This window comes from Gracilimonas sediminicola (assembly GCF_024320785.1).
Classification (GTDB): domain Bacteria; phylum Bacteroidota; class Rhodothermia; order Balneolales; family Balneolaceae; genus Gracilimonas; species Gracilimonas sediminicola.
Genome location: NZ_JANDBC010000001.1, coordinates 1,531,239 through 1,557,118, shown reverse-complemented (window position 1 = coordinate 1,557,118; position 25,880 = coordinate 1,531,239). Strand labels below are relative to the sequence as shown.

Sequence of the window (25,880 nt, the reverse complement as noted above, 5' to 3'; positions counted from 1 at the left end):
ATGACAAACGAGTTTTTAGAAGCGTTGGGAATTGTGATTCGTGATCAAATCATCATGAAGAATTCCGTAGAAATAAAAGGCTTGGGTACATTTAAAGCCGTTCATCACAATCAAAAACAAGAAAAACAGGCCGACGGTACCAATGTGATGATCCCCCCAAAAGACACCGTTGAATTTACAGCAGAAAATAAGGGGTAAGTCATGCATATAGATCATCAAAAACTGGTAGAGCTGCTCACCGAAACTTCGGGAATTGAAAAAGAGAAGGTTGAAAGTCAGCTCGAAGAACTCGTTGAAGAAATTAAAGAAGCCATTGCCGAAGGCGATGCTTACGAAGTATCCGGGCTGGGGGTGTTTAGCGGAATAGGAAATAATATTCTCTTTATCCCTTCGGATGATTTTGCCACCGAAATAAATTATAAGTACGTGGGCATGGAGCCGATAGAGATGGATGACGCGGCTCCGGAAACCACCGAGGAAGCGCCTCAATCAGAAGAAAAGGAAGATGAAGATGCCTCTGAAAAATCGGATGAGGTTGTGGCTGATGCCGGTGAGGATGATGATCCTTTTGGCGGACTCCTTGAAGATGAAGACAAGGAGGACGAAGAAACCCCTTCTTTTGAGCTTGATGACAGCGAAGATGAACCAATTGATGAAGACACTTCCGAGGACGTTGAGGAGTTTGCCGATGATGAGGAAGAGGCGCCTTTCGATTTTGCTGATGAAGACCTTGAGGAAGACACGGAAGAAGAAATTTCGGATGCCGAAGAACCCAAACCGGGTCCCGATAAGTGGGGTATTGATACTTACAAAGATGATTCGGCAGAGCGCACTTTCTCCGGCTTGTTAGGAGATAAAGATGATGAGAAAGCAGAAGAATCCTCAGAAACCGATGATTCTGACCTGGCGGCTGAATTGAACAAGCAACTGTCTGAAGGAGACGATGAAGACGATTCTCTGGATGCTCTGTTCGGGGATGCGGATGTAGAAGAAGAACTGGATGACGAGAGTGGCGGTGAAGACGATCCTTTCGCTGCCCTTGCCGGAGATGAAGAAGAGGAACCCGAAGAAACCCCTGACGAGCTTATAGATTCAGATGTTATAGAAGAGGATCAGGATGAAATCATCCCGGTTATTACCAACCTCGCCTCTGAAGAAACCAAAAAGAAACGCGCTGAACAGGAAAAAGAGCAGCCCGATCAAAAAGAAGAGGAGACGGCTGAAAAAGAAGACGAATCCTCCAAGAGACCGAAGCGCCCGTCTACATCGAGGGACTCTCAGGGAGCGCCGGTACTGCTTTGGGTGTTGTTAATTATCGTTCTGCTGGCCGGAGGAACTTATGGGCTGGGATATTTCGGAGTGGTAAACATTCCGGGAATCACCCCACAAGCACCTCAACAGGCTTCCGCAACTCAACCTGACCCGGTTCCACTTCCTCCTGTTGATGAAACCCCGACTCAGCCCGCTCAACAAAACAATCAAACCAACCAGGGGCAGGATGATTCTGAAACATCGTCTGATGTTGAGCCCGCCCAGCAATCCGCTCAAAATCCACCTCAGGAACAAGCAACTGATAATCAGGTATCACAAAGTGAAGCGGTTCCTGCAGGACAACCTATGTACGGGCTGAATGGTGTCGTAAATCCGAATGCTAATGACGGCTATACCATCGTGGTTTACTCATTAAGCAGCGAACGCAATGCCAAGTCCATAGAAAAAGAGTTAAGTGATGATGGTTATCGTGTGCTTTTAGCCACCATACCTTCACAACAATATGGACAGCTTTGGCGCGTAAGTTTAGGGCAGTTTGAATCGATGCGTAATGCTGCCATTGCTGCGGAAACCCTTGATTCGCCCCTTTCAGAAAATTATTTCATAACCAAAATTAACTAAACGAATATCATCTACATGCACTTATTGCTGATTTTTTTGCAAGACACGGCCTCGGTTGATTCACTGATGGCCATGCAGGAAGAGACCGTCACCTTTTTCGACCTATTGATCGAGGGTGGCGTTTTAATGATTCCCATCTTTCTTCTGTTCGCCATCTCGGTTTATGTAATCGTTGAACGCTGGAGCGCCGTAACCCGGTCTCATGTACAGCCGGAAAAGTTTCTTTCCACCATTGAGAGTATGCTTAAATCCGGAAAGGGCGGAGCTGCGAATGCCATGGATTATTGTGACGATTTTGACAAACCCATTGCCCGAATTATTAAAGCGGGTATTAAGCGGCTGGGAAGGCCCATTCGTGATATTGAGGATGCCATTGACAATGCCGGAAAGAAAGAGATTTTCTTCCTGGAAAAACGCATGAACTGGCTGGCTACCGTCGCCGGTGTGGCTCCGCTGCTGGGATTCACCGGAACCGTAACCGGTATGATTGAAGCCTTTATGGATATTCAGTCGCTTCAGGGAAATGTAAACCCGAGCGTGCTTGCCGGAGGTATCTGGGAGGCACTGATCACCACCGCAGCCGGACTGATTGTCGGTTTGATTGCATACGGCTTCTATAACTTTCTGCTGGGTAAAATCAACCGTTCTATCTTTGAGTTGGAAAATGCTTCGGCTGATTTCCTTGATCTGCTTCAATCACCTGCCAAAAAAGAGAATAACTAATTATGTCGCGCGATTTCAGACGTGGAGATAAAAAGCTGCCGCCGCTGTCGCTGTTCTCACAGTCGTCGCTGACGGATATTGTACTGTTACTGCTTATTTTCTTCCTGTTGACTTCTTCTTTCGTTACCAATTTCGGTATTCGAGTAGAGGTACCCAAGGCAGAAAGCAGTGCGGCAACAGAGGCTCAGTTCATATCGGTAGCCGTTACTAAAGACGGTGAGTTTTATGTGGACGGTGATTTAACCGCCCGCGGATCACTTGCTACGGCCATCCGAAACGCCCGAAATAATAAGCCCCAGGGAACCGTTGTATTGAGAGCCGACAAAGATGCCAAAGTTGATGATGCCGTTCGCGTTATGAATGTAAGCAAGGCTTTGAATCTTAAAATTATAATGGCCACCGAACAAGGCTCATAATCACACCATGAAATTCACGGAAGACGATCGCTTAGCATTGTATGTAACCTTCGGGTTAAATGCCGCTTTATTGCTGTTCTCCCTTTGGTTCACCTTAGATATGAACCGAAATGCACGCCCGTCTTACATTGAAGTGGAATTCGGAGAGTTTAAAACCGGCCAGCTTGCCGAGTACTCAGAAGTAAAGAATGAGCAGGTTGCACAGCGTCCTAATCCCTCCGAAACAGAGCCGGAAGAGCCGGTTGAAGAATTGCCGGAACCGGAAGTAACCCCACAGGAAACAACCGAAGAACAGACTAAGGCCGTTGACCTGTCTGACCAGGTTGAAGATGTTCAGGAAGATCCGGTTTCAACCCCGGAAACAGAAAAGATTGATCCGAATCAGGAAGAAAACAAACCTGAGGAAGAAGAGGTAGAAGTGCCGCCTGTAGCCAAAGAGAATGAGACATCTACCGATGGTGCAAAAGTAAGCGGTGATGTGGACGGTGCCCGAGGCGATATGAATTCTGACCAGGGAATTGGTAATGATGAAGAGAAAACTTCTCCTTATGAACTGAAGTGGGAGGGAGAAATTGACCGCTCACCGATGGTTCAGCCTCTTCCTGAAAACACCTCCAATACTGAGGGCGTAATCACCGTCCGGTTTGAAGTTCGTCCCGATGGTACTGTCGGGCGCATTATCCCCATCAAAAAGATGAACCCGGAATTAGAGAGAGAAGTGATGAGTACGCTCCGTACCTGGCGCTTTTCACGACTACCGGGCGGTGTACCACAGCAAACCCAGTGGGGTACTATAACTTTTCGTTTTGTGTTTGATTAACATTTAATCGCAAGGCCATGAAATCAAGAATTATTCTCCCAGTTATAGCTTTATCTCTTTTTCTTAGCTGTGATCAGATTATTGGAACAGGAGATTCTGATACTTTGTCCATCACGCCAAATGAAGTTACCCTTCAAGAGAAGAGTGATCGTTCGGTTACTTTTAACTTTGTTAATACCTGCTCATCCGGTTGTTGGAAGAACATTAAACCAGAAGTTAAGAAAAGTGGAGATGAGTACTCTGTTAAGTTAGTAGCAGAAAGAAGTGGAAATCCCTGCCTGGCTGTATGTGGCTTACTCGAAAAAGAGATTAAGATTGATGTGAAAACGGCCGGAACTTACAACTTCTCTTTTACTCACCGGGACAGTGTTCACCACCAATTCAACCTAATCTTCCCGTGAGTCTTTCTTCGAAGTTTTAGAGTCTTCGGAGCCGTGTTTAACTTCATCCTTATCAAAATTCAGTCCCGAGCGTACATGTAAATCTCTTTGCGGGAAGGGGATCTCGATATCGTATTCAGCAAACTTTCTGACGATCGCCTGGTTCAGTGCATTTTGAACCTGATACCTTTTCTTCACATCCGGAATCCAGGCCAGTAATTTCATGTCCCAGGAGGAATCTCCAAAACTGCGAAGCTGCACTTCATGATTGGGGGTTTTAAGCACATCATCGCTCTCTTCGGCTACCTCATTGAGAGCCTTCAACACATTATCAAGATCTGAGGAATAAGACACGCCTACATTGATGCCTAACCGATAGGTGGGATCACCATGGGAAAAGTTAATCACATCTTTGGACACAAACTCTGAATTCGGAACGATGATGGAGATGTTATCCAGCGTTTTTACTTTGGTAGAGCGGATATTTATTTCCTCTATATCCCCTTCAATATTATTAACCATCACGCGATCACCTACTGAAATCGGGCGTTCAAAAAGCACAATCAAACCCGAAATGAAATTTGAAGTGATGTTCTGTAATCCAAAACCAATACCAACCGACAGGAAACCAAAAATTACCGCCAGCCCCGTCATGTTTATCCCCAAAAACTGGAAGGATATAAACACCCCGATAACTACCACCACATACTGAGACATCCTCGACAGGGTATAGCGAAGTCCGCCATCTTTAACGAAGCGGGGCAATATTTTGCGGTTCAGCATTCTCTTTGTGAAAGACGCCAGGAATGAAAAGCCCACCAGAAGCAGAATGAAAACTATCAGCTTCAAGAAGGTAACCGGTGTATTCTGAATGGAGAATAACTGAACCTGAAGCAAATCCCAGATATAGATAAAGAATTCAGACAGAGAATAATCCGTAGGATTGGGGATATCTACTGAGTCTGCCCGGATAAGCCCGCTGTCGGGAGCAAGAGAATCGATTTGAGAAGGTGCTGTTGTTGGTAGTTGATTCATAGAGCCAAATGTAATGGATTGAAACAAAAAACCCACAAGTATTTTCTAAGCGTAATCGAAGGCCGGGCCATGTATGCCATAACCCGGCTTTCTTTTTTACTTATTTGTCGAGGCTTGCTTTTGGAGCCTTCCAAATTTCATCGTTGTAATCGTTGATGGTTCGGTCGCTCGAAAACTTCCCGATATTCGCCGTATTCAGGATGGCCTTGCGGTTCCATTCGTCCTTATCTTTGAATAAAGCCGAAACCTCTTTCTGCTTATTCACATAGGCTTCGTAATCAGCAAGCACCATGAAGTAATCACCCTCATGCAGCAGCGCATTAATGATCGGCTGAAAAAGTTCTTTATCGCCATTACTGAAGAAGCCATCGCGGATTTGATCCAGCGCCTGCTTCAATTCTTCGTTGGCGTTGTAGTAATCCCAAGGGTTGTATCCCTCGCGGCGAAGCTGGTCGATATCCTCTTCTTCCAGCCCAAAGATGAAGATGTTCTCATCGCCCACTTCTTCTTTAATTTCCACATTGGCGCCGTCCAGCGTACCGATGGTAAGGGCACCGTTCAGGGCAAACTTCATGTTCCCCGTTCCGGAAGCTTCCATTCCCGCTGTTGAAATTTGCTCGGAGAGGTTGGCCGCAGGAATCAGTTTTTCTGCCAGCGTTACGCTGTAGTTCTGCAGGAATACACACTTCAGTTTTTGATTCACTTCCGGGTCGTTATTCACCACTTCGGCAATGCTGTTAATCAGCTTTATGTGAAGTTTGGCCATGGTGTAGCCCGGAGCCGCTTTCCCGGCAAATATCACGGTGCGGGGAGTCATATCCAGGTCCGGATTTTCTTTCAGGCGATTGTACAGCGTAATCACATGCAGCGCCGCCATCAGCTGACGTTTGTACTCGTGAATCCGCTTAATCTGAATATCGAACATCGACTCAGGATCTACATCCAGGCCATTATGCTCTTTAATGTATTCAGCCAGGTGCTTCTTGTTCTCCAGCTTAATCTCTGCAAACTTATTCCTGAATTTCTTGTCGTCGGCAAACTTGTTGATTTTTTTCAACTCATCGAGTGCCGTAATCCATTCGTCCCCGATTTTGTCCGAAATGAGGTCAGACAGGTCCGGGTTGCATTGTTTCAGCCAGCGGCGGGGTGTAATCCCGTTGGTCTTGTTGGTGAATTTATCCGGATACATCTCATCAAAATCACGAAACATGGATTCTTTCAGCAAGCGGGAGTGCATCGCCGCAACACCGTTCACTTTGTGAGATCCTACAATTCCCAGGTGCGCCATATGAACCACCGGGTGTTCGCCTTCGCCCACAATACTCATGCGACTCTGACGGCTTTTATCATCACCCAGCTTAATCTTAACATCGTCGAGGAAGCGACGGTTAATTTCATAAATAATATTCAGGTGGCGTGGCAATAGGTTCCTTACTAAGGAAACCGGCCATTTTTCGAGCGCCTCCGGGAGCAACGTGTGGTTGGTGTACGCCATGGTATCTACTGTGATATCCCATGCTTTCTCCCAATCCATGTGCTCTTCATCCAGCAGATAACGCATCAGTTCCGGAATCGCCAGATTCGGGTGGGTATCATTACACTGAATGGATACTTTTTCAGGAAACTTGGTGAAATCACTCGACTGCTTCTTAAAGCGTCGGATGATATCCTGCATGGATGCCGACACCAGGAAATATTCCTGTTTCAGCCGAAGTTCCTGCCCTACAAACACCTTGTCGTTCGGGTAGAGTACTCGCGAAATATTTTGCTCCAGCTGGTTATCACGAACCGCATCAATGTATTGGCCCTGGTTAAAACTCTTTAGGTCAATCCCTGCCGATGATTCCGCTTTCCATAATCTCAGGTAGTTAACAATGCCATTGTCGTATCCCGGGATGGGCGTATCATAAGCCACTGCTTTGACCCGGTGCGTATTTTCCCAGGTGTAGTGGGTATTTCCATTGCTGGATTGAAGGGTGGTCTGATTTCCATAAAACTCAACCGGGTACTGTACTTTAGGTCGAACCGTATCCCAGGGGTTCCCATATTTTAGCCATAAATCAGGCCGCTCAATCTGGTAACCATCCTTAATTTTTTGATAAAAAATTCCGTAATCGTAGCGTATGCCATGACCTATTGCCGGAATCCCCAATGTTGCCATCGAATCGAGGAAGCAGGCTGCAAGCCTTCCAAGGCCTCCGTTTCCAAGTCCGGCATCCCATTCCTGATCACGAATTTCTTCATAGGAAAGATCCAGGTCGTCGAGTGCCTCGGCTACCAGGTCGCGCACGTCCAGGTTTACCAACATGTTATCCAGAAGGCGACCTATCAGGTACTCCATGGAAAGATAGTACACCCGCTTGGCATTGGTTTTGTAGAAATGCTGTTGGGTTTTCAGCATCCGGTCGTTCAGGCGATCCATAATGGTAAGCGCCACGCTTCTGTACTTATCCCAGCTGGTGGTTGAAAACTCATCTTTAGCCAGGGTATGGCGCAGGTGCAGTTTAATATCTTCGCGAAGCGAATCCTTATCCATCCCGGACCTGATATTCACTCCATTTGTTTTTTTGGTACTCATAAATGCTGTTCCTTAATAAATAATCTTAAATCTTTTTGAAGGTTAGGAGTAATGAAGTGATAAAGTTTTAATCCGTAATAATGTATCGCTTTCATAGTATGGATACTTCATCACTCGTCACTTATCACTCTCACTCTTCCTTTACATAAATGCCGGTATCAGGCTCAAACTTTGGCCGGGTGAGATTTGCCGGAAATCCGAGCTTATGAAACGACTCATAGGCGTTAATTGCAACAAAATCCTGCTGAAAAACGCCAAAAACACTGGAACCGCTTCCGCTCATACTGGCATAGTCGGCGCCAAATTCATACAGTTGATCTTTCAGGTTCCCTACGAGGTGATGTCGGGGAAAAACCGCAGGCTCCAGCTGATTCATCAGCAGGTAACGCCATTCTTCCGGCTCTTCATCGAGAAGCACGTTTTTAAGAGAGAATTCGGGCTCCGGGTTGGGTTCACAAAATTGATAGGCTTCCGCCGTGCTGCTTTCAATATCCGGGAAAACGGTTACAACCCACGCATCGGGCTGAATGTCCAGCTCTTCAATTTCTTCGCCAATTCCCGTAGCAAAACCCGGCTTCCCTTTGATGAAAAAGGGAACATCAGCGCCCAGCTTTCTCCCGAGCTCCATTAAGTCATGTTCGTTCAGGCCGAGATTTGCAATCTTGTTCATCATTCGAAGGGTAGTAGCCGCATTACTGCTTCCGCCCCCTAAACCGGCTCCGGCCGGAATGTTCTTTTCCACTTCTATATAGAACTCATCTTTAAGTCCCGCTTCTTGTTGAAGCAGCTTGATGGCTTTTACAATCAGGTTGGAGTCATCTACCGGAATTTTTTCATCACTCATCACCAGCTCCATCCGGGGAGCGTGTTTTACTTCAAAACGGTCGTTCCATTCTATAAAACAAAATCCGGTTTCAATGGTGTGGTATCCATTGTCCAGTCGCTCGAGTACATTCAACCCCAGGTTAATTTTTGCGTGTGAATTTGAAATCCAAAGTTCTGCCATCAGTTCAAAAAATCTTCTTTGTGTTTCATCATATACTCAAAAGCGGCATCGTGATCGTTAGGAATGTCGCCATTCAGGATCGCTTCCTTCACCGCATCTTTTACATCACCTACAGTCCGGCTCGGTTCAATATCGAGCGCCTCCATGATTTCCTCCCCGGAAAGCGGGTTCTTCCAGTTGCGGATGCGGTCTTTTTCTTCTACTTCTTTAATGCGTCGCTCCACATAATCAAAGTTCTTTTGGTAGCGCTCTTGCTTGTAGTCGTTCTTTGTAGTCACGTCAGCCCGGCACAGTTTCATCAGGTCATCGATGTCATCACCGGCCTCATAAATTAACCGACGTATCGCACTATCCGAAACTTCATCTGAAACCAGGGCAATGGGACGCAGATGCAATCGCACCAGCTTCCTCACATAACGCATCCGTTCATCCAGCGGAAGACCCAACCGTCGGAATATTCTTTTGGTCCACTTGGCTCCCAGGGCGTCATGGCCATGGAACGTCCACCCAACTCCTTCCTGAAAACGCTGAGTGGGAGGCTTGGCGATATCGTGCATGATGGCCGACCATCGCAGCCACAGGTCTGCATCCATTTTAATCACATTGTCCAGCACCTTAAGGGTGTGCCAGAAATTATCTTTATGGCGAACGCCCTTCACTTCCTTCACCCCGTGCAGGTTGTGCATTTCTGGGAAGAACTCTTTCAGCAATCCCGTTTTAAAAAGCATGGTTAAACCCAGCGAGGGATAATCACTCAGGATAATTTTATTCAGCTCTTCGATGATCCGCTCTTTGGAAATAATGTTGATGCGCTCCGACATTTCAGAAATGGCATCAAAGGTTTTTTCCTCAATCCGGAAATCCAGCTGAGAGGCAAAACGAATGGCCCGCATCATGCGCAGGGGATCGTCATCAAAGGTTTTTTTCGGGTCGATGGGGGTGCGGATGAGCGCCCGCTCCAGGTCATCCATCCCGCCAAAAGGATCGTTCAACTCTCCAAAGTTCTCTTTGTTCAGCGACCACGACAGGGCATTGATGGTTAAATCGCGCCGGAGCTGATCGTCTTCCAGGGTTCCGTCTTCCACAATGGGTTTGCGGGAGTTCTTTCGGTAGCTTTCTTTTCGGGCGCCCACAAACTCCAGCTCCAGCTCTCCGGTTTTAACCTGTGCGGTTCCAAATTGCTTATATACAGCCAACGAGGAGCCTTCAATCTTTTCAGAAACTTTGCGAGCCAGCTTAATCCCGGATCCAACTGTAACAAAGTCAAGATCTATCTCTCCTTGTTTAGAGCGGTTGAGATAATAATCTCTGACGTAGCCGCCAATCACATACACCGGGCAGTCCAATTCCTGTGCGGCTTGGCTGATGATATTAAATACTTTCTGATGTTCGGGCGGTATATTTTCCATATGTTTCAAAGCATGCCAAAGATAGGAATGTTAGCGATTGCTTTCAGAGGAGAACTAAGATATTTTGTCTGATCATTTTTCCCAAAAGTAGTTTCTTCAATAACATGAGATTTCAATACCTTTTTTTATTTCTTTCCTTGTTTATCCTTTCTTGTGAATCTAACAGAAGGGCTGCTCCCCCTCTTCCTCCGGGCATAGAACGCGGAATGACATGGGACAAAGCATCGGAATATGGTCATAAGGATACCGTTTACACTACTCCGGATTACTTACCTTATCCGGTTAGGGGAAGTAAGTTCTTTACTTCTGCATTAGGAGATACATACCGTAAAGAACAACCATGTAGTGATGGCCCTTCCAGCCTTACACTTCAATATGTAATAGGAAAAGAGGGAAAAATAGTAGGGTTACACCCACGGAGTAAACTTAATTCATTTTGTGAACAACTGATCCTTCAAACTTTTGAGAGAATTGAGTTTGTTCCCGGAGAACACAACGACAAACCGGTTAATGTTTTGATGGCGATAACCATAGTAACCCGCCGGAATTAACCTATATAGATAATTTTGACTTAATATTTGAATTATGGGAAATGCAAAAAAGTGGGTAATAGCTACCAACGGTACAAAATACGCCAGTGCAGCGGTTAAATATGCAGCTGAGCTTTTTCGGGATTTACGAACCGAACCGGAAGTCTATATTCTGGTAGTTGCCATCGATGATGATTCACTAACCGAGGCGAAGGCTATTCTGGAAATGGCTAAATACACCTTCGAAGACATCGCTGGAAAGGAAGGCCCGCTGACTCCCTTTGTGGAAACAGGCGAACCGGGGAAAGTGATTGTTGAGCAAATGAATAAGCTGAAAGCCGATCACCTTTTTATAGGCGGGGCCGATTTTAAGTGGGATATTAACGATGAAGGCCCGGGCGGAATCAGTAATTATATCATTGAGCATATATCCGGCGGGGTTACGCTGATAAAGTAGGTGTTGGGTTGGTGAGTAAAAGGTCAGTTTAGTTTGAGGCAGAGCCTCGTGTAAGCATTCCGGAGTAGAGCGGCGGAACGAGTTTAAAAAAGCAGAATTTTTTGTTGACAACAAAAACCATTTAGTGGCTCAGAGATATAACCTGAACCCATAAACCGGCAGGTCGGCTTGTTTGAAATCAAGATCTTCAGACCGTTCAAACCCTAATTTTTCATACATTTTCCAGGCAACCTGCATAGACTTGGTTGTATGTAAAATGATCTGATTATTATTTGATTGTTGAGCGAGGTCAATACAATGGAACGTTAAGGCTTTGCCAATGCCTTGTTTTCTGGCATCAGGGCTAACCGCTAATAACCGGATGCCGGAAGCTCCTTGTTCTTTGGTAGCCGTTCCACCTGATCCATATTGTTTCATATCAGAGAAATAGACCACACCACCTAAAATTTCATCCTCTTCTGATAAGGCGACAAGCACCCTGGTATCTGGTTTTTTCGTGAGTTGACCAATGTTTTGCAGCATCTCATAATATTTGGGCTGTTCTTCAGGGCTCGGGAAACCGCCGAGCCTGGAATAAACATCAACCATAATGTTACCAAGGGCTTCAAATTCTTCAGGCTGTATGTCTCGAATGATCATGTTTTACTTTAATTGTGAATGGTATTTCGACTTGAAGTAGTGAAATTAATTTCTTGCAAACAAGTTTCCATCGCACCTTATACGCGTTCAATTTAAAAACCCTTTTAAGCTAATTATTCTACCGCGATTTAAGTAGATCTATATGCAGAAATTGTTCTTCACGGATTACATGAACTATATATACAATCTCATTCTCCTCCCGATAAAATATTCGGCAAGGAGATAATACTACTTCTCTATATATAGAGTTATCAATATCTTCAACAAGCTTACCACTTTTAGGATGAGGAGCCAGGCGCTCTATTTTTTCGAATGCAGATCGAACTAACTTCTTTGCTGCTGCTGGATTATCTAAAGAAATGTAGTCAGCTATTTCGTCTAACTCATTGAGAGCCGGTTCAGTCCAAATTATTCGAGCCATCTTGCCATGCGCTTTTTCGCCTCGGCATGGGGAACAATACGGCCCTCAAGAATTGCTTTCTCACCGCGAGCCAATCCTTCAAGAAGAGATAATTTTTTTTGAATGTGTTCAAAATGATCCACATCCACAAGATATGCTGAAGGTTTTCCATGCTCAGTAATTAGCACAGGTTCTTTTTCCTCTCGTAACTCTTTGAGAAGTTTAGTTGCTTGACGTTTAAGCGTTGTGACTAATTCGGTTTTCATAGTAACACTAAAGTATCACTTTCAAGAAAGATTGGCAATGAATAGTATAAAAATGGTAGTCAAACTCCGTCCGCGTCCGCTTAATTTGCTTGTTATACCACAGAGCGATGTTTACTTAAGGGTTATTCTATCTTCAGTTGGAGTAATTAAAACAATGTTTTCAGCGCTAAGAATACTTTCCGAAAGATTATAAGTTTTTTCTTCCTCAAAATATGCATCACAAGGCTGATCGTCGGTTTTTTTAAATAACCAAAGCTCAGCTGTAGAATTTGCCGTACGATTCTTTAGTTCAAACTCGTGACCATCACTGCAACCACTGTATGATACTTTAGTATCTAAAGTATCATTATTAATGTTTGGTAAATCTGAAGTCGTAATAATACTGTATCCAGCTCCAAACTCAATTTCATCAGATAGGTTTACAGATTGATTATCAGAACAACCAATGTAAAAAGTAAATAGAAGAATAAAACTGAATGTTCTCATATGACCTCCTTATTGATTCATGTGGTATAACATATAACTATACCAACGAAGCTACTTTATTCTGATTTATTAAACAATTGTTTATCAGGGAGTACCGGGCAGAATAGAGTTTAACCAATTAATAAGTTGTTATAAACCGGACGAACAAATGATGGTTTATTCCACCGATATATTTCCCAAAAAATCCCATTCCACTTTTAGTCGCTATTCTTCTATTTTAGCTTTCGTTGTTAGCAATCAAATAAATTTCCATTCGTGACTTTAGACCTGTTTGAACCCACTGCCATCACCCAAAAAGAACGGGTGAACAAAGCCATGGGAGAGGAGCTTCCTCCCCATGAGCCGGGCGTTTATACCATGTACGACAAGCACGACCAGGTATTATATGTGGGCAAGGGAAAAGACCTGCAGCAGCGCATTACCTCTTATCGGTATTCCAAGTCAAAAAAGGTGCAGCGAATGATTGCCCACCTGGAGCGTATAAGCTACGAAGTGTGTAATACGGAAACGGATGCCATTCTGCTTGAGAACCTGCTTATTCGTTCATTACGTCCGCCTTTCAATCATGCCAACAAAAAACCGGAGACCTATTATTATATTTCCACGGCGCGCCGGGGCAACAAGAAGGAGTTCCGCTTATCCATGCGGGTGCTGGATGATTATCCGGAAGTGTATGGCTGCTTTAAAGGTCACCTTAAAACGCGAAAAGGACTCGGCGCACTGCTGAAGCTGCTTTTTGTGCAGGAAACGAGCATCACCAGCGCCCATTATCTACCCAGCCAGCTACTAAACCGGATCACCCCTCAAAAATTTCAGCTTCGGCTGGATGAGGAATCCGGATTTTTAGTGGATCAGTTTCTGAAAGGGTCTTCCAGCCTGCTGGCCGATCATTTTGAAGAGCATATCATGAACCTGACGTTCAAAGACCGGTTCACCTCAACCTACTTTGACAACGAACTGGAACTGCTTCGGATGTTTTTCACCCTGGGTCCGCAACGGAATTACCGGATGAAGAACGAACTTGGTCTGCGTTCAGAGCTTATCAACCAGGATGAAATTGATGACCTGCTGACACTTATGAAAGAAGGGTAAGGAATATCGAATATTGAACATTCACTGTTGAAGTGAGGGGGTGGAGTTGCTTCTTCCTGTGTATTAGGGCTCAGTGGTATTAGTTATATGTTCCACCGCGGATCGATGGGAACAAGAACAAGAGCGGGGGGGTTAGGAGTTTTTGATGAATTTAGGCCATCGTTGCCTCACTCAAAACCTCGATCTGACGCTCTGCATCGGAGCGAATTCTGTATTTTGGCTTTTTAATGCAGAAAACCTTCAATTGATAAATCCTCGTCAAGCTCTTCCCAATGGATGCCAACCCCGCCGCCTATAAAACGCCATTCATTCAGATCCTCTTTTTTCGCATCTCTTAATTTTGGATACCATTCTAAGGGCACGGCAATCTCTCTTCCATCTTCAAGAAGCGCATACAGCTTGCTATCATCGAACCAAATTTCCGTTGCCCTGGTAGGTTTATTTTTTACTAAAGTATTCATTCCATGCCTCCTCGAGATGTTCTCTATGTTCCTCAACAAGTTTCCTGATCTTATTTAACTCAGCAGAGTGATAACCAGTAGAATATGCAATGGAAACAGGGTTAATCCAAAACTTACAGTATCCATCACCACTCTCAATATGAACATGAACGGGTTCATTTCCTTCGTTGCTAAAGAAAAAGAACCTGTATCCGTCTATTCTTAAAACCGTTGGCATACCCTTATATTACAAAAAAAGTTAGAAACTCACTCTGCGCTGGATCGGAAAATGATGACCTACTGGCCTTGATTAAGGAAGAGTAAAGAATATCGAACATTGAATATTCAATGTTCGATATTCAATGTTCGATATTCTACAGCTCAACCCACTCCATATAGTCTGTCAGGTTTCCTCTGGCTTCTGCGTTTTTGCCGGGTTTGGTTTGAACGGAATCGGGGTATTCGTCCGGAAATAGAAAGACGGCGCCCAGCAGAATTTCCTGCCTGGGGATTCCTAAAAACTCCAACACTTTGGGTTTTCGCAAGCATCCTCCCGACGACCAATAATTGATAACCCCTTTAGCCGTGGCTGCCAGCAGCAGGTTTTGAATGGCCGCTCCGGTGGCTGCAATGTGTTCCATATTTTTCACGTTGGGATGAAATTTTCTGGACAGAGATCTTGAGCGCTCGGGAAGCCAGGTTGCTAAAATCAGGGCATCAGCCGCGGCCAGCATTTGTTTGATTCCATCGCTGGCTTTCATGGGCTCCTCCTTCTTCAGGCTTTTCAGCAATTGCCGACAACTTTCCCCATCCAAAACGTGAAACCGCCACGGTTCCGCGCCGGTCAGCTTCTTCTTTTGATGACTTTCCGCACTTTGATAATGAAAGGGCGCCTGCCCGGCCAGCTCAATCAGCCGCTCGATGGTTTTGTTAAATTCTTCCCCTTTAGTCACCGGCAAAGGTTCATCCGGATTTACCCTCAATTTCAGGGTCCGGCGTTTTTGTATGGCTTCTTCCGTATTCATTACTGCTTGTTCATTTTACAATCATTCCAAGATATAATTTTTCGCCACCTGTTTGTATTCCTTCACTTCCTGTTCCACCCAGCTTTTATCTTTGCCGAATTCCTGCGCCAACAGCCGGCCTACTTCAGGGGACATTTCCACACTGGCTTTGGCATCCAGCAGCAGAGCTCTTGTCCGTCGTGAAAGTACATCTTCGATGGTTTGGGCCAGCTCGTTCCGCACCGCCCAAATCACCTCTGCTTTTATGTAGGGGAGATCGGGGTGAAGTTGTTCACCCAGTTCCTCATTTTCGTCTATCAGTTTTTGCAAGGCTACCTTATCCGATCCATATACAAACAGATGATCCTTGCGATCCACATTCTTCAGCCAGCCGTGAATTCGAAGGTCTTTAGTTGGGCACTCTTTTACCTCCAATCCGGCTACCAACGCTGCCCGGTCGATGGTGTCCTCCGCCATCTTGCGATAGGTCGTCCACTTTCCACCTGCTATAGTTACCAGGCCCGATTCAGATACCTGCAGGTGATGGCTTCTGGATATTTCAGAGGTCTTTTTCACATCCGGTGGTTTTACCAGTGGACGCAAACCTGCAAACACACTTTTCACATCTTTACGGGAAGGGTTTTTGGTGAGATACTGGGCAGCATGTCGTAATATAAATTCAATTTCCTCTTCGAGTGCCACCGGTTCCAGCGAGGGTTTTTTAATTGGGGTGTCGGTAGTTCCTACGATCACTTTATTATGCCACGGAACGGCAAAAAGTACACGTCCGTCATCGGTATGGGGAACCATAATGGCCGACTCGCCCGGCAGAAAATCTTTATCCAGCACCAGATGAATTCCCTGGGCACACTGGATTATGTTTTCATGGTTCTGATCATCCATTTTCATAATATGATCGGAGAAAATGCCCGTAGCATTGATCACCACCCGGGCATTAATTTCATGATCTTCCCCATTCAGCATATCCCGGGCCTGGAGTCCTTCTATAAAACCTTTCCCATTTTTCTTTAGTCCCGTCACTTTCATGTAGTTCAGTGGATAGCCTCCTTCATCGGCTATGGTTTGAGCGAGATTTATGGAAAGGCGGGAGTCATCAAACTGGCCGTCATAATACATCACCCCTCCGCGCAAATCTTTAGGCTCCAGCGTGGGGATTTTTTCCAGGGTTTTTTCTTTGGAAAGGTTTTCAGATTTCTTGATCCCAAGCTTTCCTGCCAGCGCATCATATACTTTCAACCCAACTCCATAAAACGGGCCGTTCCACCATTCATAACTCGGCACGATAAACGACTGATGACTAACCAGGTGCGGGGCATTCTGAATGAGCAATCCGCGTTCGTGCAGGGCTTCAATTACCAGCGAAACATCTCCTTGTTGCAAATAACGCACGCCGCCATGTACCAGCTTGGTGCTGCGGCTGGATGTGCCTTTTGCAAAGTCATGCATTTCAAGAAGCAGCGTTTTATACCCACGGGAAGCCGCATCAACGGCACATCCCAATCCGGTAGCCCCGCCACCGATCACCACTATATCCCAAAAGTCGTTGTAGTTTTTTATCTCATCAAGGAAATCTGCTCTGTTCATTCGCCACTTCCATTATTATGCTCTTCGATTACAATACCGTTGGTCACAAACGAAATTCCCTGCTGGTTACTTTCCCCGATCATCACCGCCTGTATGACCGGGTTTTTGGTCCGGCTTTTTGCTCCCCAGTCAACAATAAAATTAGCGCCGGCTCCTCCAATATTCTCATTGGAGCGCACCACAAATTCTACCGATGTAAGCGGACTCATATAAATAGGTTCATCCAGGTATGCTTTGGTCATGTTTCCCTCGGAATCGTAATAATCAACCTTTCCTACATACATGGTATCCGTGAAGCTGGTATTGCGGATGCTCAGCGTGGCGGTAAGAGGAAACCGCTTGCTTCCCGAAAAAACGTAAATGTCCGAATAAATAGGCACATAGATTTTCTGTCGTTTTTCCAGAACATCAAAATCTACTTTGGTGTAGTTGTAGTTTTCGCTGGGCAAATACTCCGTTTCGGACACTTCTTGTTCGCAGCTTAAAAGAAGCAGGGCAGACACAACCCACAGGATCAGTGAAGAATAGTTCATTTTATTCGCCTCATTTACTCATTCATGACTTTATTATACGATTCTCTGCCAACTTCCAATATTTCTTTGGCGTGATCAAAATCGAACATGCCGCTGGCATTTCGGGGTATTTCAATCAGCTTGTCCGGTTTATGGATGTCGATCATCAGTTCGGTGAGCCGGTCCTGCGTAAAACTGAAGGTGCTGTCCATGAGCTCAATCAGCGAAAAAGAGTCTTCTTCCGGCTCTGATTTTTGCTTCTTTTTCCGCTTTTCTCTCACCACGTCAGGCAGCAGGTTTTCGAACCATTGTTGCACTTCCTGAATACGATCCGGGCCGGGTTTTCTGTCATAGGCCGGGTTATATCTACCGTTCAGGTTTACCGCAATAATAATAGCATCGTCCTGTTTTTTCACAAGATTTATAGGAAGGGGGTTGAGCACGCCGCCATCTACCAAAACCCGGCCATTATCTACAACAGGAACAAAAAATCCGGGAATGGAAACGGAGGCTCTCAGTGCCTTATATAAATCTCCCGACTTGAAATGGACTTCCTCGTTTTTTTTCATGTCGGTAGCAACAGCCGTAAAAGGGATATTAAATTCTTCAATATTGAATTTACCGGTTACCTCCAGGTGCTTAGCAAAAAGCTTTTCTCCTTTTATAAATCCCTGCTTGGTGAAGGTAAAGTCCAGCAGTTCAAATACATCCCGCCGGGATAGGCCGGTCAGCCATTTTTTGTATTCGGAAAGCTGTCCGGCAGCGTAAATTCCTCCAACTACAGCGCCCATCGAACAACCGATTACTTCGATGATTTCATATCCTTGTTTTTCCAGTTCCTCGATAACGGCAATATGAGCAATCCCGCGTGCACCACCACTTCCTAAAACTAAATGGACTTTCTTAATCGACATCCTCTAATATGGAATTCAGTTCTTTTTTAAAGTCCGGAAGTATTTCTTCAACTACGCCCCAAACCGCTTCTATATCTACGCCTATATAATCATGGATGAGTTTGTCTCTCATACCTGCAATTTTTCTCCATTCTATAGATGGGTGCTTTTCTCTGAAGTGTTTTGGTAATTGTTTTGTTGCCTCTCCTATAATCTCGAAGTTTCTGATTACTGCATCCTGAACCAGATCATTATCTAAAAACTCTTCTTCGTTAATGCCCTTCGTGTAATTTTCAACTTTCTTAATACACTCAAGCATATGTTTTATATAAACGATTGGGTCTTTAGTCATCCAGTATCAATTTTAAATCTTTCCGAATGTAACTTCTCAGTTTCTTATCTACTGACTTCTCTGTTATCAAATCGACTTTCATTCCAAGCAAATCACTCAGCTCCTGCTCAAGGCCAACGATGTCAAGCAGATTAATCCTTTCTCTGAAATTCACCAGAATATCTAAATCACTTTCTTTGGTTTGTTCATTTCGGGCATAGGATCCAAATATTCCAATCCTTTCCGGTTTAAAAGGCCTGGTTTTTTCTATGATGATATTTTCTTGTTCTTTCGTAATCATAATTCGATGAGTTTGCTACTCAATTAACGAAATTATTGCCTCTTTTACACCCGTAAGGCTCGCTATTTCCCCGAACTTTTCCCCATTTTCACCCAATATAAACAAGGGCACTTTATTTCGTGTATGTGTTTTTGTGGAGAGGTCTTCCAGGTTTCCATGATCACTGGTGATAACCAGGGTATCTGAGCTGCGCTTTTCTTTAATGATTTGCAGAAGAAACTCATCCAGCGGTTTCAGCACCCGTTCGGCTTCTTCCGGGCTTTGGTTGTGGCCGGCTTTATCGGTAAGGTAATATTCATAGAGCACCAAGTCATAATCTGGTACTACATTCAGCAGGCGATTTGCAGCCTCCGTTGGGGTGATTTTCGGGATATCAATGCCCAGTTTCTCCCGCCAGGCATTTTGCACTATTTCGGCTGTAAGTGCGCTTTCATTCAGAACATCTTCGGTGGAATTCAGCTTCAGGTCCGCGCTTTTGGTCATTAACGTTGTACAACTCCAGCGGTTCCTCTTTTGGGCGTGCTCAAAAAAGATGGGTGGGTAAGCATTCATGAAGTACGGTTTCTTGCCCATCTCCTTCACCCCATGAAAAACACTCTCTTTCTTTAAGAAAGGCTTGATTCCGGAGTGAGGGAAAGGACCAAAATGCTTTCCTATTTCTTTGGCAGCATTTCGTCCGGTAAAAAGAGCCGTTTGCCCGGTTCCGCTTTGGGGTAATCCTTCTACTCCTAAATTGGCGTCTATCGCTTTATAAAGATGATCTTTCTGCTGAACCGGCTTCGCATCTTTGTTGAAATAGCCATCTGTAAGAATCTCAAACGACTCATACCTGTTTTTGGCAAATGGATTAGAGGAATCTTTCTCGCCAAGCCCAACGCCATCTATAAATATGAATATAACCGCCATTTATTTCTCCAGGATGATGGTTACCGGTCCGTCATTTTCCAGCTTCACATTCATCATGGCTCCGAATTCTCCGGTTTGGATGTCCAGGTCTGTATGGTTTGTAAACCATTCAATCATATCCTCATACATCGGCTCGGCTTTTTCGGGTCGCGCTGCTTCTATAAAGCTTGGCCGCGTGCCCTTGTCAGCATTGGCGTATAAAGTGAATTGAGATACCACCAGAATGCCACCACCCACATCTTGTACCGAAAGATTCATTTTTCCTTCTTCATCCTCAAAAATTCGTAGCTTGGCAATTTTGTTACACATCCACTCCAGTTGTTCATCGGTGTCGTCTTCGTGGATTCCAAGTAATACTAAAAGTCCCTGATCGATGGCCCCGGTTATTTCATTATCGACCATAACGGATGATGATTTCACGCGCTGAATAACTGCTTTCATAAACTGTGGATATGTGGATTACTATGTGGATTACTCATTAACAAAAGTTGGATAACTAAAATGCCCCAAAGTTGTAAACAAGTTTCCACAATCAAACCGGATAATCAACATTCAAAAAGAACAACTTTTAATGTTGATGGTTGTAAACACGGTTTTATGTAAAAAATATATGTGTATGTGAACAACAATTTCAGAACGGGTTTAACTTATTGATTTTTATCAGCAGGTTTCCCACAAAAATATCCACATGTTTTTAAGGTGGCCGGTAAAATTCAGGATAAAAAAGTTATCCACTTATCCACAGTCTCTACTACTACTACAAAAACTATAAATCTCATACTTATTGTATTATGCTGTGGAAAAGAAAGCCAAAAAGTTCTTAAAACACTCTCTTAAAGATTCTATATTTAGATTGTTCTTTAAGCAATATATTCTTCCAAAATGAATAACCAATTTCCCATAGGTAAACCTTCTTTTTCTGAGGACTACACTCAGGAAGATCTGGATCAATGGCTTGATGATATTGCTTTATTGCCAGAGCGTATCCGAGAAGAGATTGATGGATGTTCAGATGATGTATTACTTACTCCGTATCGGGAAAATGGCTGGACAGTCAGGCAGGTAATCAGTCATTTGCTTGATAGTCATTTAAACACCATAGTTCGTTTAAAAACAGCCCTAACAGAAGATAACCCCACTATTCGACCTTATAAACAGGATGGATGGGCCCATGTAGATTTTCAGTTCGAAATACCATTGGAACTCACACTGGATATGCTTGAAAATACCCATGAAATGATAGTTCGTATTTATCAAAGCCTGAATGAAAACCAATGGGAGCGAACCTATACGAACCCAGAATCCGGAGAAACATTTACGCTGGCAAGATCTGCTTATCACTATGCCTGGCATTCCAATCATCATTTAGCCCATATTCGATTGGTTACCCAAAGTGAGGAATGAGTAATACTTAACTTTTTGTGTTTTAGAGCCTTCGTGACAAATTCAAATCAACGATTACATGAGTGACAAGAAACAAATTACATACAAAGATTCCGGAGTAGATATCAAAGCCGGGGAAGAAATGGTAGAGTCCATTAAAGGCGTGGTTAAAGATACTCACGGACCGGAAGTTCTTTCTAACATTGGTGGATTTGGAGGTTTTTTTAAACCGGATTTAGGCTCTTACAAGAAACCGGTTTTTGTAAGTTCTGTTGATGGTGTAGGGACTAAACTCATTGTGGCTTTTAAGGCGGGAAAATATGATACCGTTGGGCAGGATTTAGTAAATCACTGTGTAAACGATATTGCTGTTTGCGGAGCCAAGCCATTATTCTTTCTGGATTATTTTTCGACCGGAAAGCTGGAGCAGCATGTAGGTGTGGATGTGGTAAAAGGATTTGCCAAAGCCTGCAAGGAAAATGGTGTAGCCCTGATTGGAGGTGAAACAGCCGAAATGCCGGATATTTATGATGCCGGAGAATTTGACCTGGCCGGCACTATCGTAGGTATCGTAGATGAAGAGAAAGTGATCAATGGATCCGACATCAAAAAGGGAGATGTACTGTTAGGCTTCAAAAGCACCGGGCTGCACACCAATGGATATTCTCTTGCCCGAAAAGTGCTTTTCAGTAAGTATAAAGTAGAGAACTATGTAGAAGAATTGGGAAGTACTGTGGGGGATGAATTACTAAAAGTTCACAAGTCCTACCTGCCATTGATTACTGAGCTGAAAGAAATGAACGGGGTAAACGGTTTTTCCCATATCACCGGCGGCGGAATTGTAGGGAATACCAAGCGTATTCTCCCGGAAGGACTCAAACTGGATATTAACTGGGACAGCTGGGAACGTCCTCCGGTTTATAACCTTATCCAGGAAATCGGGAACGTACCGGAAGAGGATATGCAAGCTACCTTCAATTTAGGAATTGGACTGATTGTCGTGGTTTCTGAAGATCAGGTAGGTGCTGTTACTAAAAGAGCGGAAGATTTGGGAGAAGAAGTTTTTAAGATTGGAACTGTGAGATAATAAATCGGTTAATGATTAGTTTAACTTAAAACGAACTATAATTACCAACCTCATGAAAAAACTGCTTTTACTATTTACTGTTGTACTCATTAGCGGGTGTTCCATATTTAATGCCGATTCAGATGGTAAAAGTTTTGAAGCGAATATAGGATCTAAATCCTTTTCAGCTGAGGCTCTTGCCTATCAGAATGATGTGGGGAATGCAGACATTGTTATCATTGGCAGAAAAGGAGAATGGGAAAATTCAGAAAACCTTGAGTTTTCTATTGTTGATTTTGATGGAAGCTTAGGTAAATACCAGGTTAGAAATCCTTCGTATTATCATGTTACCGGTGGTGATGCTATCGGAACCTATGCCGGCCTTGACTATGATAGTGTGGTTCCCTCCGTCACGGTTACCAATTACAATGCTTCATCTAATAAAATCAGGGGAAGTTTTAATTTTAGAGTGGTTGTAGAGCGTTCTTTTAGCAGTCATGAACCGGGTGACGAGATTTCCATAAAGGGAAATTTTGAAGCAGAGGTGGATCTGCCTTAAAAAACCACTTATATCTCTTATCTCAGGCTGTTAAACTATTTGGCTGAATGTGCTGTTATTAAAAGAAGCCGATAAATAATTCAGCCTGTATGAAAAAATTACTGCTTTTCTTTTTATGTCTTTTCAGTACAAGCACGGCCTTTGCTCAATGGGAAGAGGTGTACAGAACCGATTCGTACGTTTTTGGCGGACTCTATTTTTTTGATGATGAACTGGGTTTTGCCCTTTACAACGGGTACGATCATTTCTACAAAACAAATGATGGCTTTGAGACAAGCGAATTTCTTCAAATACCGGAAGTATATAGCATTGAAGAATTCACTTTTTATGATTCGTTAAACGGACTGGCTTTAGGCCCGGAAGACAATCTGCATAGAACCAAAGATGGGGGACAATCATGGTCGGTAGACCTGCTTGGGGTGGACGAGCCGTTATATCTGGAGTCTATGTTCACCATTGGCCGGGATACCATTTATGTGGGTGGCAGAAAATTACTGAGATCGACCAATGGTGGAGAATCGTGGGAAACCATAGCCGATTACAGCACATTGTTTGGTAACCATGGAGAAACCATGTATGAGCGTGAAACACTTATCGATTTTAAATTGGGGGGCGGACAGAGGAATCTGTTTATAACGAATTATTTTGTGTACAGAACTTCGGATGACGGCGAGAATTTGAATCCGCTTCCCCTTCCGATAAAAGAGAAAAATATACTCTCCCATTATTTTGTGGATTCTTATGTAGAGGGAAATTCAGTGTATGTTCTGTCAAATTCCCGCGGATATCCTAAAAAGCTTTTTAAGTCTCACGATTTAGGAAATACCTGGCAGGTTATTGAGCTCCCTCTTAATGATTATATATCCATCAATGGAGTCAGTACGGATACGGTATTTATTTCCGGGGATAAGGGCGTGTTGCTGGAAACAACAAATGGATTTAACAGTTGGTCCAAAACGGTTATTGACCCCGACACGCAGATTAATGATGTCCTTTTCACAAAAAATAAAACAGGGTACCTGGTTACCAATCAACGGATTTACAGAAACAACCGATTCAGAGTGATTACTTCTTCTGAAGATAAACACCCAACCCAAGCTTATGGTATTAGTTTAGAACAGAACTATCCCAATCCTTTTAATCCTACCACAAATATTCGGTTTACGCTATCACAACCCTCCAATGTTGTGGTTTCTGTCTATAATATTCTGGGCAGAAAAGTGGATCAATTGTATAACGGACTTAAATCGACAGGAAATCACACCATCACCTTCGATGCTTCCCAACTTTCCGGCGGTATCTACTTTTACGAGTTGAAAACATCCTCTTTTGCAGAACGAAAAAAGATGATGCTGATTAAATGAAAGGGATGTATAGCCGGAACATTTTTGAACCATGATTTGAAAGATTGTATGATTACCTTGATTTAACCTCATAATCGTGACAATCCTTTTATCCTATAAATCATGGTTCAATATATTTATAGTTATACCTGAGCTCCTTCACATATTTTCTGATAAAAACATCCTTCCGCCCTATCTTGGATGTCAATTTCAAATGAAGTATTAATGTTTCTTTCATGATCAACAGGTTCCGGGCTTTTGTGCGTGCTAACCAGCGGTATTTACCGGTGGTCTTTTTTATGGCCGGTTTTGTTTGGGATTCGCTGACTCTTGGACGAATTGATCGCTTATATGATCGCATTATTTTATGCACGTACCTCAGCTCACTTACCGTTTGTCTGTACCTATTCAATCTTGCTGATGATGGAAAATGGGAAGACACCTTTTTTGAGAAGTATCAGGATTATCTGCCGTTAGCTATTCAGTTTTTTCTGGGAGGATTGTGCAGTGCATACGTTATTTACTTTTCCCGAAGTGTATCCTTTTCCAAAACGGTCATTTTCTTCATCCTTCTTGTGGCGTTGTTATTTGCAAACGAGTTGCTCAAGAAACGGATCTCTAACAAGTACCTTCAGTTCAGCGCGTACTTTTTTGTGAACTTTACCTTCTTCACGTTCTTTGTACCGATGGTGGTTGGAACCATGAACCAGTTCATTTTTATGCTGTCGGGTGCCATTAGTTTAGGGATCACGCTTGGGCTGATTATTTATATCTACAACGCCAGCCCATCAACCCGAGAAGAAATAAGTTTTGGTAAGATGCTGGGGTTCATTTTTGGAATATACCTGCTTATCCATACGTTTTACTTCTTCAACTTAATTCCTCCGGTTCCTCTTGCGCTGGATGAAGGCTTGGTTGCCCATCATGTTGAGCGCAGCGATGACACGTATGTTGTGACCTATGAGCGCGAGCCCTGGTACAAAATCTGGAAGGATAACCGGCACCAGTTTGAATATGAACCGGGATCTGATGTGTATGTGTTTACATCTATTTTTGCTCCTTCTGATTTCAGAAAAGATGTATTGCACCGGTGGAAATGGTATAGTCCACATACCAATAATTGGGAAGTAATAGACGAAATAGGTTTCGAAATAACCGGCGGCAGGGATGAGGGATTTCGGGGATATACCTACAAGAATAAAATGATGGAAGGAGAGTGGGAGGTGGATGTAATCACCAAAGAAGGACTGGTATTGGGAATCATAAGTTTTGAAATAGATATTGATTCAACTGCCCAGCCTTACCGTTTATCCAGTCGAACTTTTTGAGTTTTGGATATAAAAAAAGCCGGTTAATTTAATAACCGGCTTTTTCCTAATCGTAAAAGATCAGATTGTACTACTCTAT

General features: G+C 43.8%; 32 protein-coding genes. 14 read left to right on the top strand and 18 right to left on the bottom strand.

Annotated features, from left to right (window positions below; translation table 11 throughout):
- Genes NM125_RS07055 through NM125_RS07030 form a run of 6 tightly spaced genes read left to right on the top strand, consistent with a single transcriptional unit; the run spans position 1 to position 4,253 of the window.
- Positions 1 to 198 carry an HU family DNA-binding protein gene (locus tag NM125_RS07055; protein ID WP_255134185.1) on the top strand — a complete coding sequence of 66 codons (198 nt, stop codon included), beginning with the start codon at positions 1 to 3 and terminating at the stop codon, positions 196 to 198.
- A gap of 3 nt (positions 199 to 201) precedes the next feature.
- A complete protein-coding gene (locus tag NM125_RS07050) occupies positions 202 to 1,893 on the top strand; it encodes an SPOR domain-containing protein (protein ID WP_255134183.1) in 1,692 nt (563 codons plus the stop codon).
- 15 nt (positions 1,894 to 1,908) lie between these two features.
- On the top strand, positions 1,909 to 2,616 hold the full coding sequence (locus tag NM125_RS07045) for a MotA/TolQ/ExbB proton channel family protein (RefSeq protein WP_255134181.1): 708 nt from the start codon (positions 1,909 to 1,911) through the stop codon (positions 2,614 to 2,616).
- A 2-nt stretch (positions 2,617 to 2,618) separates the two neighbouring features.
- The gene (locus NM125_RS07040; protein ID WP_255134179.1) at positions 2,619 to 3,032 is read left to right on the top strand and encodes an ExbD/TolR family protein; all 414 of its coding nucleotides are present in this window, start codon (positions 2,619 to 2,621) and stop codon (positions 3,030 to 3,032) included.
- 7 nt (positions 3,033 to 3,039) lie between these two features.
- Complete coding sequence (locus tag NM125_RS07035; RefSeq protein WP_255134177.1) at positions 3,040 to 3,852, top strand: energy transducer TonB family protein; 813 nt, start codon at positions 3,040 to 3,042, stop codon at positions 3,850 to 3,852.
- Positions 3,853 to 3,869: 17 nt separating this feature from the next.
- Positions 3,870 to 4,253, top strand: a complete 384-nt coding sequence (locus NM125_RS07030) for a hypothetical protein (RefSeq protein ID WP_255134175.1) — start codon at positions 3,870 to 3,872, stop codon at positions 4,251 to 4,253.
- Here NM125_RS07030 and NM125_RS07025 read toward each other — a convergent pair.
- From NM125_RS07025 to NM125_RS07010, 4 genes are all read right to left on the bottom strand, one after another.
- A complete protein-coding gene (locus NM125_RS07025) occupies positions 4,239 to 5,267 on the bottom strand; it encodes a mechanosensitive ion channel family protein (protein WP_255134173.1) in 1,029 nt (342 codons plus the stop codon). The two genes, NM125_RS07030 and NM125_RS07025, sit on opposite strands and share 15 nt — an antisense overlap.
- Positions 5,268 to 5,367: 100 nt before the next feature.
- Positions 5,368 to 7,845: a glycogen/starch/alpha-glucan phosphorylase gene (locus tag NM125_RS07020; RefSeq protein WP_255134171.1), complete on the bottom strand. Its 2,478-nt coding sequence runs from the start codon at positions 7,843 to 7,845 to the stop codon at positions 5,368 to 5,370.
- Positions 7,846 to 7,975: 130 nt separating this feature from the next.
- Positions 7,976 to 8,851 carry a 4-(cytidine 5'-diphospho)-2-C-methyl-D-erythritol kinase gene (gene ispE, locus NM125_RS07015; protein ID WP_255134169.1) on the bottom strand — a complete coding sequence of 292 codons (876 nt, stop codon included), beginning with the start codon at positions 8,849 to 8,851 and terminating at the stop codon, positions 7,976 to 7,978.
- Entirely contained in the window at positions 8,851 to 10,260 is a 1,410-nt protein-coding gene (locus NM125_RS07010; protein WP_255134166.1) for a CCA tRNA nucleotidyltransferase, read from the bottom strand. Before NM125_RS07010 ends, ispE begins: the two co-directional genes overlap by 1 nt.
- A gap of 206 nt (positions 10,261 to 10,466) precedes the next feature.
- Here NM125_RS07010 and NM125_RS07005 point away from each other — a divergent pair, with 206 nt between their 5' ends.
- On the top strand, positions 10,467 to 10,811 hold the full coding sequence (locus NM125_RS07005) for a hypothetical protein (RefSeq protein ID WP_255134165.1): 345 nt from the start codon (positions 10,467 to 10,469) through the stop codon (positions 10,809 to 10,811).
- A 34-nt stretch (positions 10,812 to 10,845) separates the two neighbouring features.
- A complete protein-coding gene (locus tag NM125_RS07000) occupies positions 10,846 to 11,247 on the top strand; it encodes a universal stress protein (RefSeq protein WP_255134163.1) in 402 nt (133 codons plus the stop codon).
- 129 nt (positions 11,248 to 11,376) lie between these two features.
- On the opposite strand, the gene NM125_RS06995 is transcribed toward NM125_RS07000, so the two are convergent.
- From NM125_RS06995 to NM125_RS06980, 4 genes are all read right to left on the bottom strand, one after another.
- Positions 11,377 to 11,886: a GNAT family N-acetyltransferase gene (locus NM125_RS06995; protein ID WP_255134161.1), complete on the bottom strand. Its 510-nt coding sequence runs from the start codon at positions 11,884 to 11,886 to the stop codon at positions 11,377 to 11,379.
- A gap of 118 nt (positions 11,887 to 12,004) precedes the next feature.
- Positions 12,005 to 12,307 (bottom strand): type II toxin-antitoxin system RelE/ParE family toxin, encoded by a 303-nt coding sequence (locus NM125_RS06990; protein ID WP_255134159.1) that lies wholly within the window; start codon positions 12,305 to 12,307, stop codon positions 12,005 to 12,007.
- Positions 12,295 to 12,552: a type II toxin-antitoxin system Phd/YefM family antitoxin gene (locus NM125_RS06985; RefSeq protein ID WP_255134157.1), complete on the bottom strand. Its 258-nt coding sequence runs from the start codon at positions 12,550 to 12,552 to the stop codon at positions 12,295 to 12,297. The genes NM125_RS06990 and NM125_RS06985 overlap by 13 nt, the downstream gene beginning before the upstream one ends.
- Positions 12,553 to 12,663: 111 nt before the next feature.
- The gene (locus NM125_RS06980; protein ID WP_255134155.1) at positions 12,664 to 13,038 is read right to left on the bottom strand and encodes a hypothetical protein; all 375 of its coding nucleotides are present in this window, start codon (positions 13,036 to 13,038) and stop codon (positions 12,664 to 12,666) included.
- 255 nt (positions 13,039 to 13,293) lie between these two features.
- Between NM125_RS06980 and NM125_RS06975 the strand changes: the two genes are divergently transcribed.
- A complete protein-coding gene (locus NM125_RS06975; RefSeq protein WP_255134153.1) occupies positions 13,294 to 14,130 on the top strand; it encodes a nucleotide excision repair endonuclease in 837 nt (278 codons plus the stop codon).
- Between the two features lie 224 nt (positions 14,131 to 14,354).
- Here the strand turns inward: NM125_RS06975 and NM125_RS06970 are convergent, their stop codons facing one another.
- The 10 genes from NM125_RS06970 to dtd all read right to left on the bottom strand — a co-directional run bounded on the left by NM125_RS06970 (position 14,355) and on the right by dtd (position 20,563).
- Positions 14,355 to 14,591 (bottom strand): DUF2442 domain-containing protein, encoded by a 237-nt coding sequence (locus tag NM125_RS06970; protein ID WP_255134151.1) that lies wholly within the window; start codon positions 14,589 to 14,591, stop codon positions 14,355 to 14,357.
- Entirely contained in the window at positions 14,569 to 14,808 is a 240-nt protein-coding gene (locus NM125_RS15970) for a DUF4160 domain-containing protein (protein WP_349294170.1), read from the bottom strand. The genes NM125_RS06970 and NM125_RS15970 overlap by 23 nt, the downstream gene beginning before the upstream one ends.
- 136 nt (positions 14,809 to 14,944) lie before the next feature.
- Complete coding sequence (locus tag NM125_RS06965; protein ID WP_255134148.1) at positions 14,945 to 15,595, bottom strand: nitroreductase family protein; 651 nt, start codon at positions 15,593 to 15,595, stop codon at positions 14,945 to 14,947.
- 21 nt (positions 15,596 to 15,616) lie between these two features.
- On the bottom strand, positions 15,617 to 17,179 hold the full coding sequence (locus NM125_RS06960) for a glycerol-3-phosphate dehydrogenase/oxidase (protein ID WP_255134146.1): 1,563 nt from the start codon (positions 17,177 to 17,179) through the stop codon (positions 15,617 to 15,619).
- Positions 17,176 to 17,712: a DUF3124 domain-containing protein gene (locus tag NM125_RS06955; RefSeq protein WP_255134144.1), complete on the bottom strand. Its 537-nt coding sequence runs from the start codon at positions 17,710 to 17,712 to the stop codon at positions 17,176 to 17,178. The genes NM125_RS06960 and NM125_RS06955 overlap by 4 nt, the downstream gene beginning before the upstream one ends.
- A 14-nt stretch (positions 17,713 to 17,726) precedes the next feature.
- Complete coding sequence (locus tag NM125_RS06950) at positions 17,727 to 18,605, bottom strand: patatin-like phospholipase family protein (RefSeq protein WP_255134142.1); 879 nt, start codon at positions 18,603 to 18,605, stop codon at positions 17,727 to 17,729.
- Positions 18,595 to 18,936, bottom strand: coding sequence for a HepT-like ribonuclease domain-containing protein (locus NM125_RS06945; RefSeq protein ID WP_255134139.1), 342 nt, complete (start codon positions 18,934 to 18,936; stop codon positions 18,595 to 18,597). The genes NM125_RS06950 and NM125_RS06945 overlap by 11 nt, the downstream gene beginning before the upstream one ends.
- On the bottom strand, positions 18,929 to 19,216 hold the full coding sequence (locus NM125_RS06940; RefSeq protein ID WP_255134137.1) for a nucleotidyltransferase family protein: 288 nt from the start codon (positions 19,214 to 19,216) through the stop codon (positions 18,929 to 18,931). The genes NM125_RS06945 and NM125_RS06940 overlap by 8 nt, the downstream gene beginning before the upstream one ends.
- 15 nt (positions 19,217 to 19,231) lie before the next feature.
- The gene (locus tag NM125_RS06935) at positions 19,232 to 20,122 is read right to left on the bottom strand and encodes an alkaline phosphatase family protein (protein ID WP_255134135.1); all 891 of its coding nucleotides are present in this window, start codon (positions 20,120 to 20,122) and stop codon (positions 19,232 to 19,234) included.
- Positions 20,123 to 20,563, bottom strand: a complete 441-nt coding sequence (gene dtd / locus NM125_RS06930; RefSeq protein WP_255134134.1) for a D-aminoacyl-tRNA deacylase — start codon at positions 20,561 to 20,563, stop codon at positions 20,123 to 20,125.
- Positions 20,564 to 21,004: 441 nt separating this feature from the next.
- Between dtd and NM125_RS06925 the strand changes: the two genes are divergently transcribed.
- The 5 genes from NM125_RS06925 to NM125_RS06905 all read left to right on the top strand — a co-directional run bounded on the left by NM125_RS06925 (position 21,005) and on the right by NM125_RS06905 (position 25,801).
- A complete protein-coding gene (locus NM125_RS06925; protein WP_255134132.1) occupies positions 21,005 to 21,526 on the top strand; it encodes a YfiT family bacillithiol transferase in 522 nt (173 codons plus the stop codon).
- 58 nt (positions 21,527 to 21,584) lie between these two features.
- Positions 21,585 to 22,592: a phosphoribosylformylglycinamidine cyclo-ligase gene (gene purM / locus NM125_RS06920; protein ID WP_255134131.1), complete on the top strand. Its 1,008-nt coding sequence runs from the start codon at positions 21,585 to 21,587 to the stop codon at positions 22,590 to 22,592.
- A gap of 52 nt (positions 22,593 to 22,644) precedes the next feature.
- Positions 22,645 to 23,130, top strand: coding sequence for a hypothetical protein (locus tag NM125_RS06915; RefSeq protein ID WP_255134129.1), 486 nt, complete (start codon positions 22,645 to 22,647; stop codon positions 23,128 to 23,130).
- Between the two features lie 89 nt (positions 23,131 to 23,219).
- Positions 23,220 to 24,494 carry a T9SS type A sorting domain-containing protein gene (locus NM125_RS06910; RefSeq protein WP_255134128.1) on the top strand — a complete coding sequence of 425 codons (1,275 nt, stop codon included), beginning with the start codon at positions 23,220 to 23,222 and terminating at the stop codon, positions 24,492 to 24,494.
- 215 nt (positions 24,495 to 24,709) lie between these two features.
- Positions 24,710 to 25,801, top strand: a complete 1,092-nt coding sequence (locus tag NM125_RS06905) for a DUF2914 domain-containing protein (protein WP_255134126.1) — start codon at positions 24,710 to 24,712, stop codon at positions 25,799 to 25,801.
- Positions 25,802 to 25,880 lie beyond the last annotated feature (79 nt).

Bases quoted from the DNA above. Each gene is read 5' to 3' on its own strand.
- NM125_RS07055 (WP_255134185.1), top strand. From the start codon at position 1: ATGACAAACGAGTTTTTAGAAGCGTTGGGAATTGTGATTCGTGATCAA.
- NM125_RS07050 (WP_255134183.1), top strand. From the start codon at position 202: ATGCATATAGATCATCAAAAACTGGTAGAGCTGCTCACCGAAACTTCG.
- NM125_RS07045 (WP_255134181.1), top strand. From the start codon at position 1,909: ATGCACTTATTGCTGATTTTTTTGCAAGACACGGCCTCGGTTGATTCA.
- NM125_RS07040 (WP_255134179.1), top strand. From the start codon at position 2,619: ATGTCGCGCGATTTCAGACGTGGAGATAAAAAGCTGCCGCCGCTGTCG.
- NM125_RS07035 (WP_255134177.1), top strand. From the start codon at position 3,040: ATGAAATTCACGGAAGACGATCGCTTAGCATTGTATGTAACCTTCGGG.
- NM125_RS07030 (WP_255134175.1), top strand. From the start codon at position 3,870: ATGAAATCAAGAATTATTCTCCCAGTTATAGCTTTATCTCTTTTTCTT.
- NM125_RS07025 (WP_255134173.1), bottom strand. From the start codon at position 5,267: ATGAATCAACTACCAACAACAGCACCTTCTCAAATCGATTCTCTTGCT.
- NM125_RS07020 (WP_255134171.1), bottom strand. From the start codon at position 7,845: ATGAGTACCAAAAAAACAAATGGAGTGAATATCAGGTCCGGGATGGAT.
- ispE (WP_255134169.1), bottom strand. From the start codon at position 8,851: ATGGCAGAACTTTGGATTTCAAATTCACACGCAAAAATTAACCTGGGG.
- NM125_RS07010 (WP_255134166.1), bottom strand. From the start codon at position 10,260: ATGGAAAATATACCGCCCGAACATCAGAAAGTATTTAATATCATCAGC.
- NM125_RS07005 (WP_255134165.1), top strand. From the start codon at position 10,467: ATGACATGGGACAAAGCATCGGAATATGGTCATAAGGATACCGTTTAC.
- NM125_RS07000 (WP_255134163.1), top strand. From the start codon at position 10,846: ATGGGAAATGCAAAAAAGTGGGTAATAGCTACCAACGGTACAAAATAC.
- NM125_RS06995 (WP_255134161.1), bottom strand. From the start codon at position 11,886: ATGATCATTCGAGACATACAGCCTGAAGAATTTGAAGCCCTTGGTAAC.
- NM125_RS06990 (WP_255134159.1), bottom strand. From the start codon at position 12,307: ATGGCTCGAATAATTTGGACTGAACCGGCTCTCAATGAGTTAGACGAA.
- NM125_RS06985 (WP_255134157.1), bottom strand. From the start codon at position 12,552: ATGAAAACCGAATTAGTCACAACGCTTAAACGTCAAGCAACTAAACTT.
- NM125_RS06980 (WP_255134155.1), bottom strand. From the start codon at position 13,038: ATGAGAACATTCAGTTTTATTCTTCTATTTACTTTTTACATTGGTTGT.
- NM125_RS06970 (WP_255134151.1), bottom strand. From the start codon at position 14,591: ATGAATACTTTAGTAAAAAATAAACCTACCAGGGCAACGGAAATTTGG.
- NM125_RS15970 (WP_349294170.1), bottom strand. From the start codon at position 14,808: ATGCCAACGGTTTTAAGAATAGACGGATACAGGTTCTTTTTCTTTAGC.
- NM125_RS06965 (WP_255134148.1), bottom strand. From the start codon at position 15,595: ATGAATACGGAAGAAGCCATACAAAAACGCCGGACCCTGAAATTGAGG.
- NM125_RS06960 (WP_255134146.1), bottom strand. From the start codon at position 17,179: ATGAACAGAGCAGATTTCCTTGATGAGATAAAAAACTACAACGACTTT.
- NM125_RS06955 (WP_255134144.1), bottom strand. From the start codon at position 17,712: ATGAACTATTCTTCACTGATCCTGTGGGTTGTGTCTGCCCTGCTTCTT.
- NM125_RS06950 (WP_255134142.1), bottom strand. From the start codon at position 18,605: ATGTCGATTAAGAAAGTCCATTTAGTTTTAGGAAGTGGTGGTGCACGC.
- NM125_RS06945 (WP_255134139.1), bottom strand. From the start codon at position 18,936: ATGACTAAAGACCCAATCGTTTATATAAAACATATGCTTGAGTGTATT.
- NM125_RS06940 (WP_255134137.1), bottom strand. From the start codon at position 19,216: ATGATTACGAAAGAACAAGAAAATATCATCATAGAAAAAACCAGGCCT.
- NM125_RS06935 (WP_255134135.1), bottom strand. From the start codon at position 20,122: ATGGCGGTTATATTCATATTTATAGATGGCGTTGGGCTTGGCGAGAAA.
- dtd (WP_255134134.1), bottom strand. From the start codon at position 20,563: ATGAAAGCAGTTATTCAGCGCGTGAAATCATCATCCGTTATGGTCGAT.
- NM125_RS06925 (WP_255134132.1), top strand. From the start codon at position 21,005: ATGAATAACCAATTTCCCATAGGTAAACCTTCTTTTTCTGAGGACTAC.
- purM (WP_255134131.1), top strand. From the start codon at position 21,585: ATGAGTGACAAGAAACAAATTACATACAAAGATTCCGGAGTAGATATC.
- NM125_RS06915 (WP_255134129.1), top strand. From the start codon at position 22,645: ATGAAAAAACTGCTTTTACTATTTACTGTTGTACTCATTAGCGGGTGT.
- NM125_RS06910 (WP_255134128.1), top strand. From the start codon at position 23,220: ATGAAAAAATTACTGCTTTTCTTTTTATGTCTTTTCAGTACAAGCACG.
- NM125_RS06905 (WP_255134126.1), top strand. From the start codon at position 24,710: ATGATCAACAGGTTCCGGGCTTTTGTGCGTGCTAACCAGCGGTATTTA.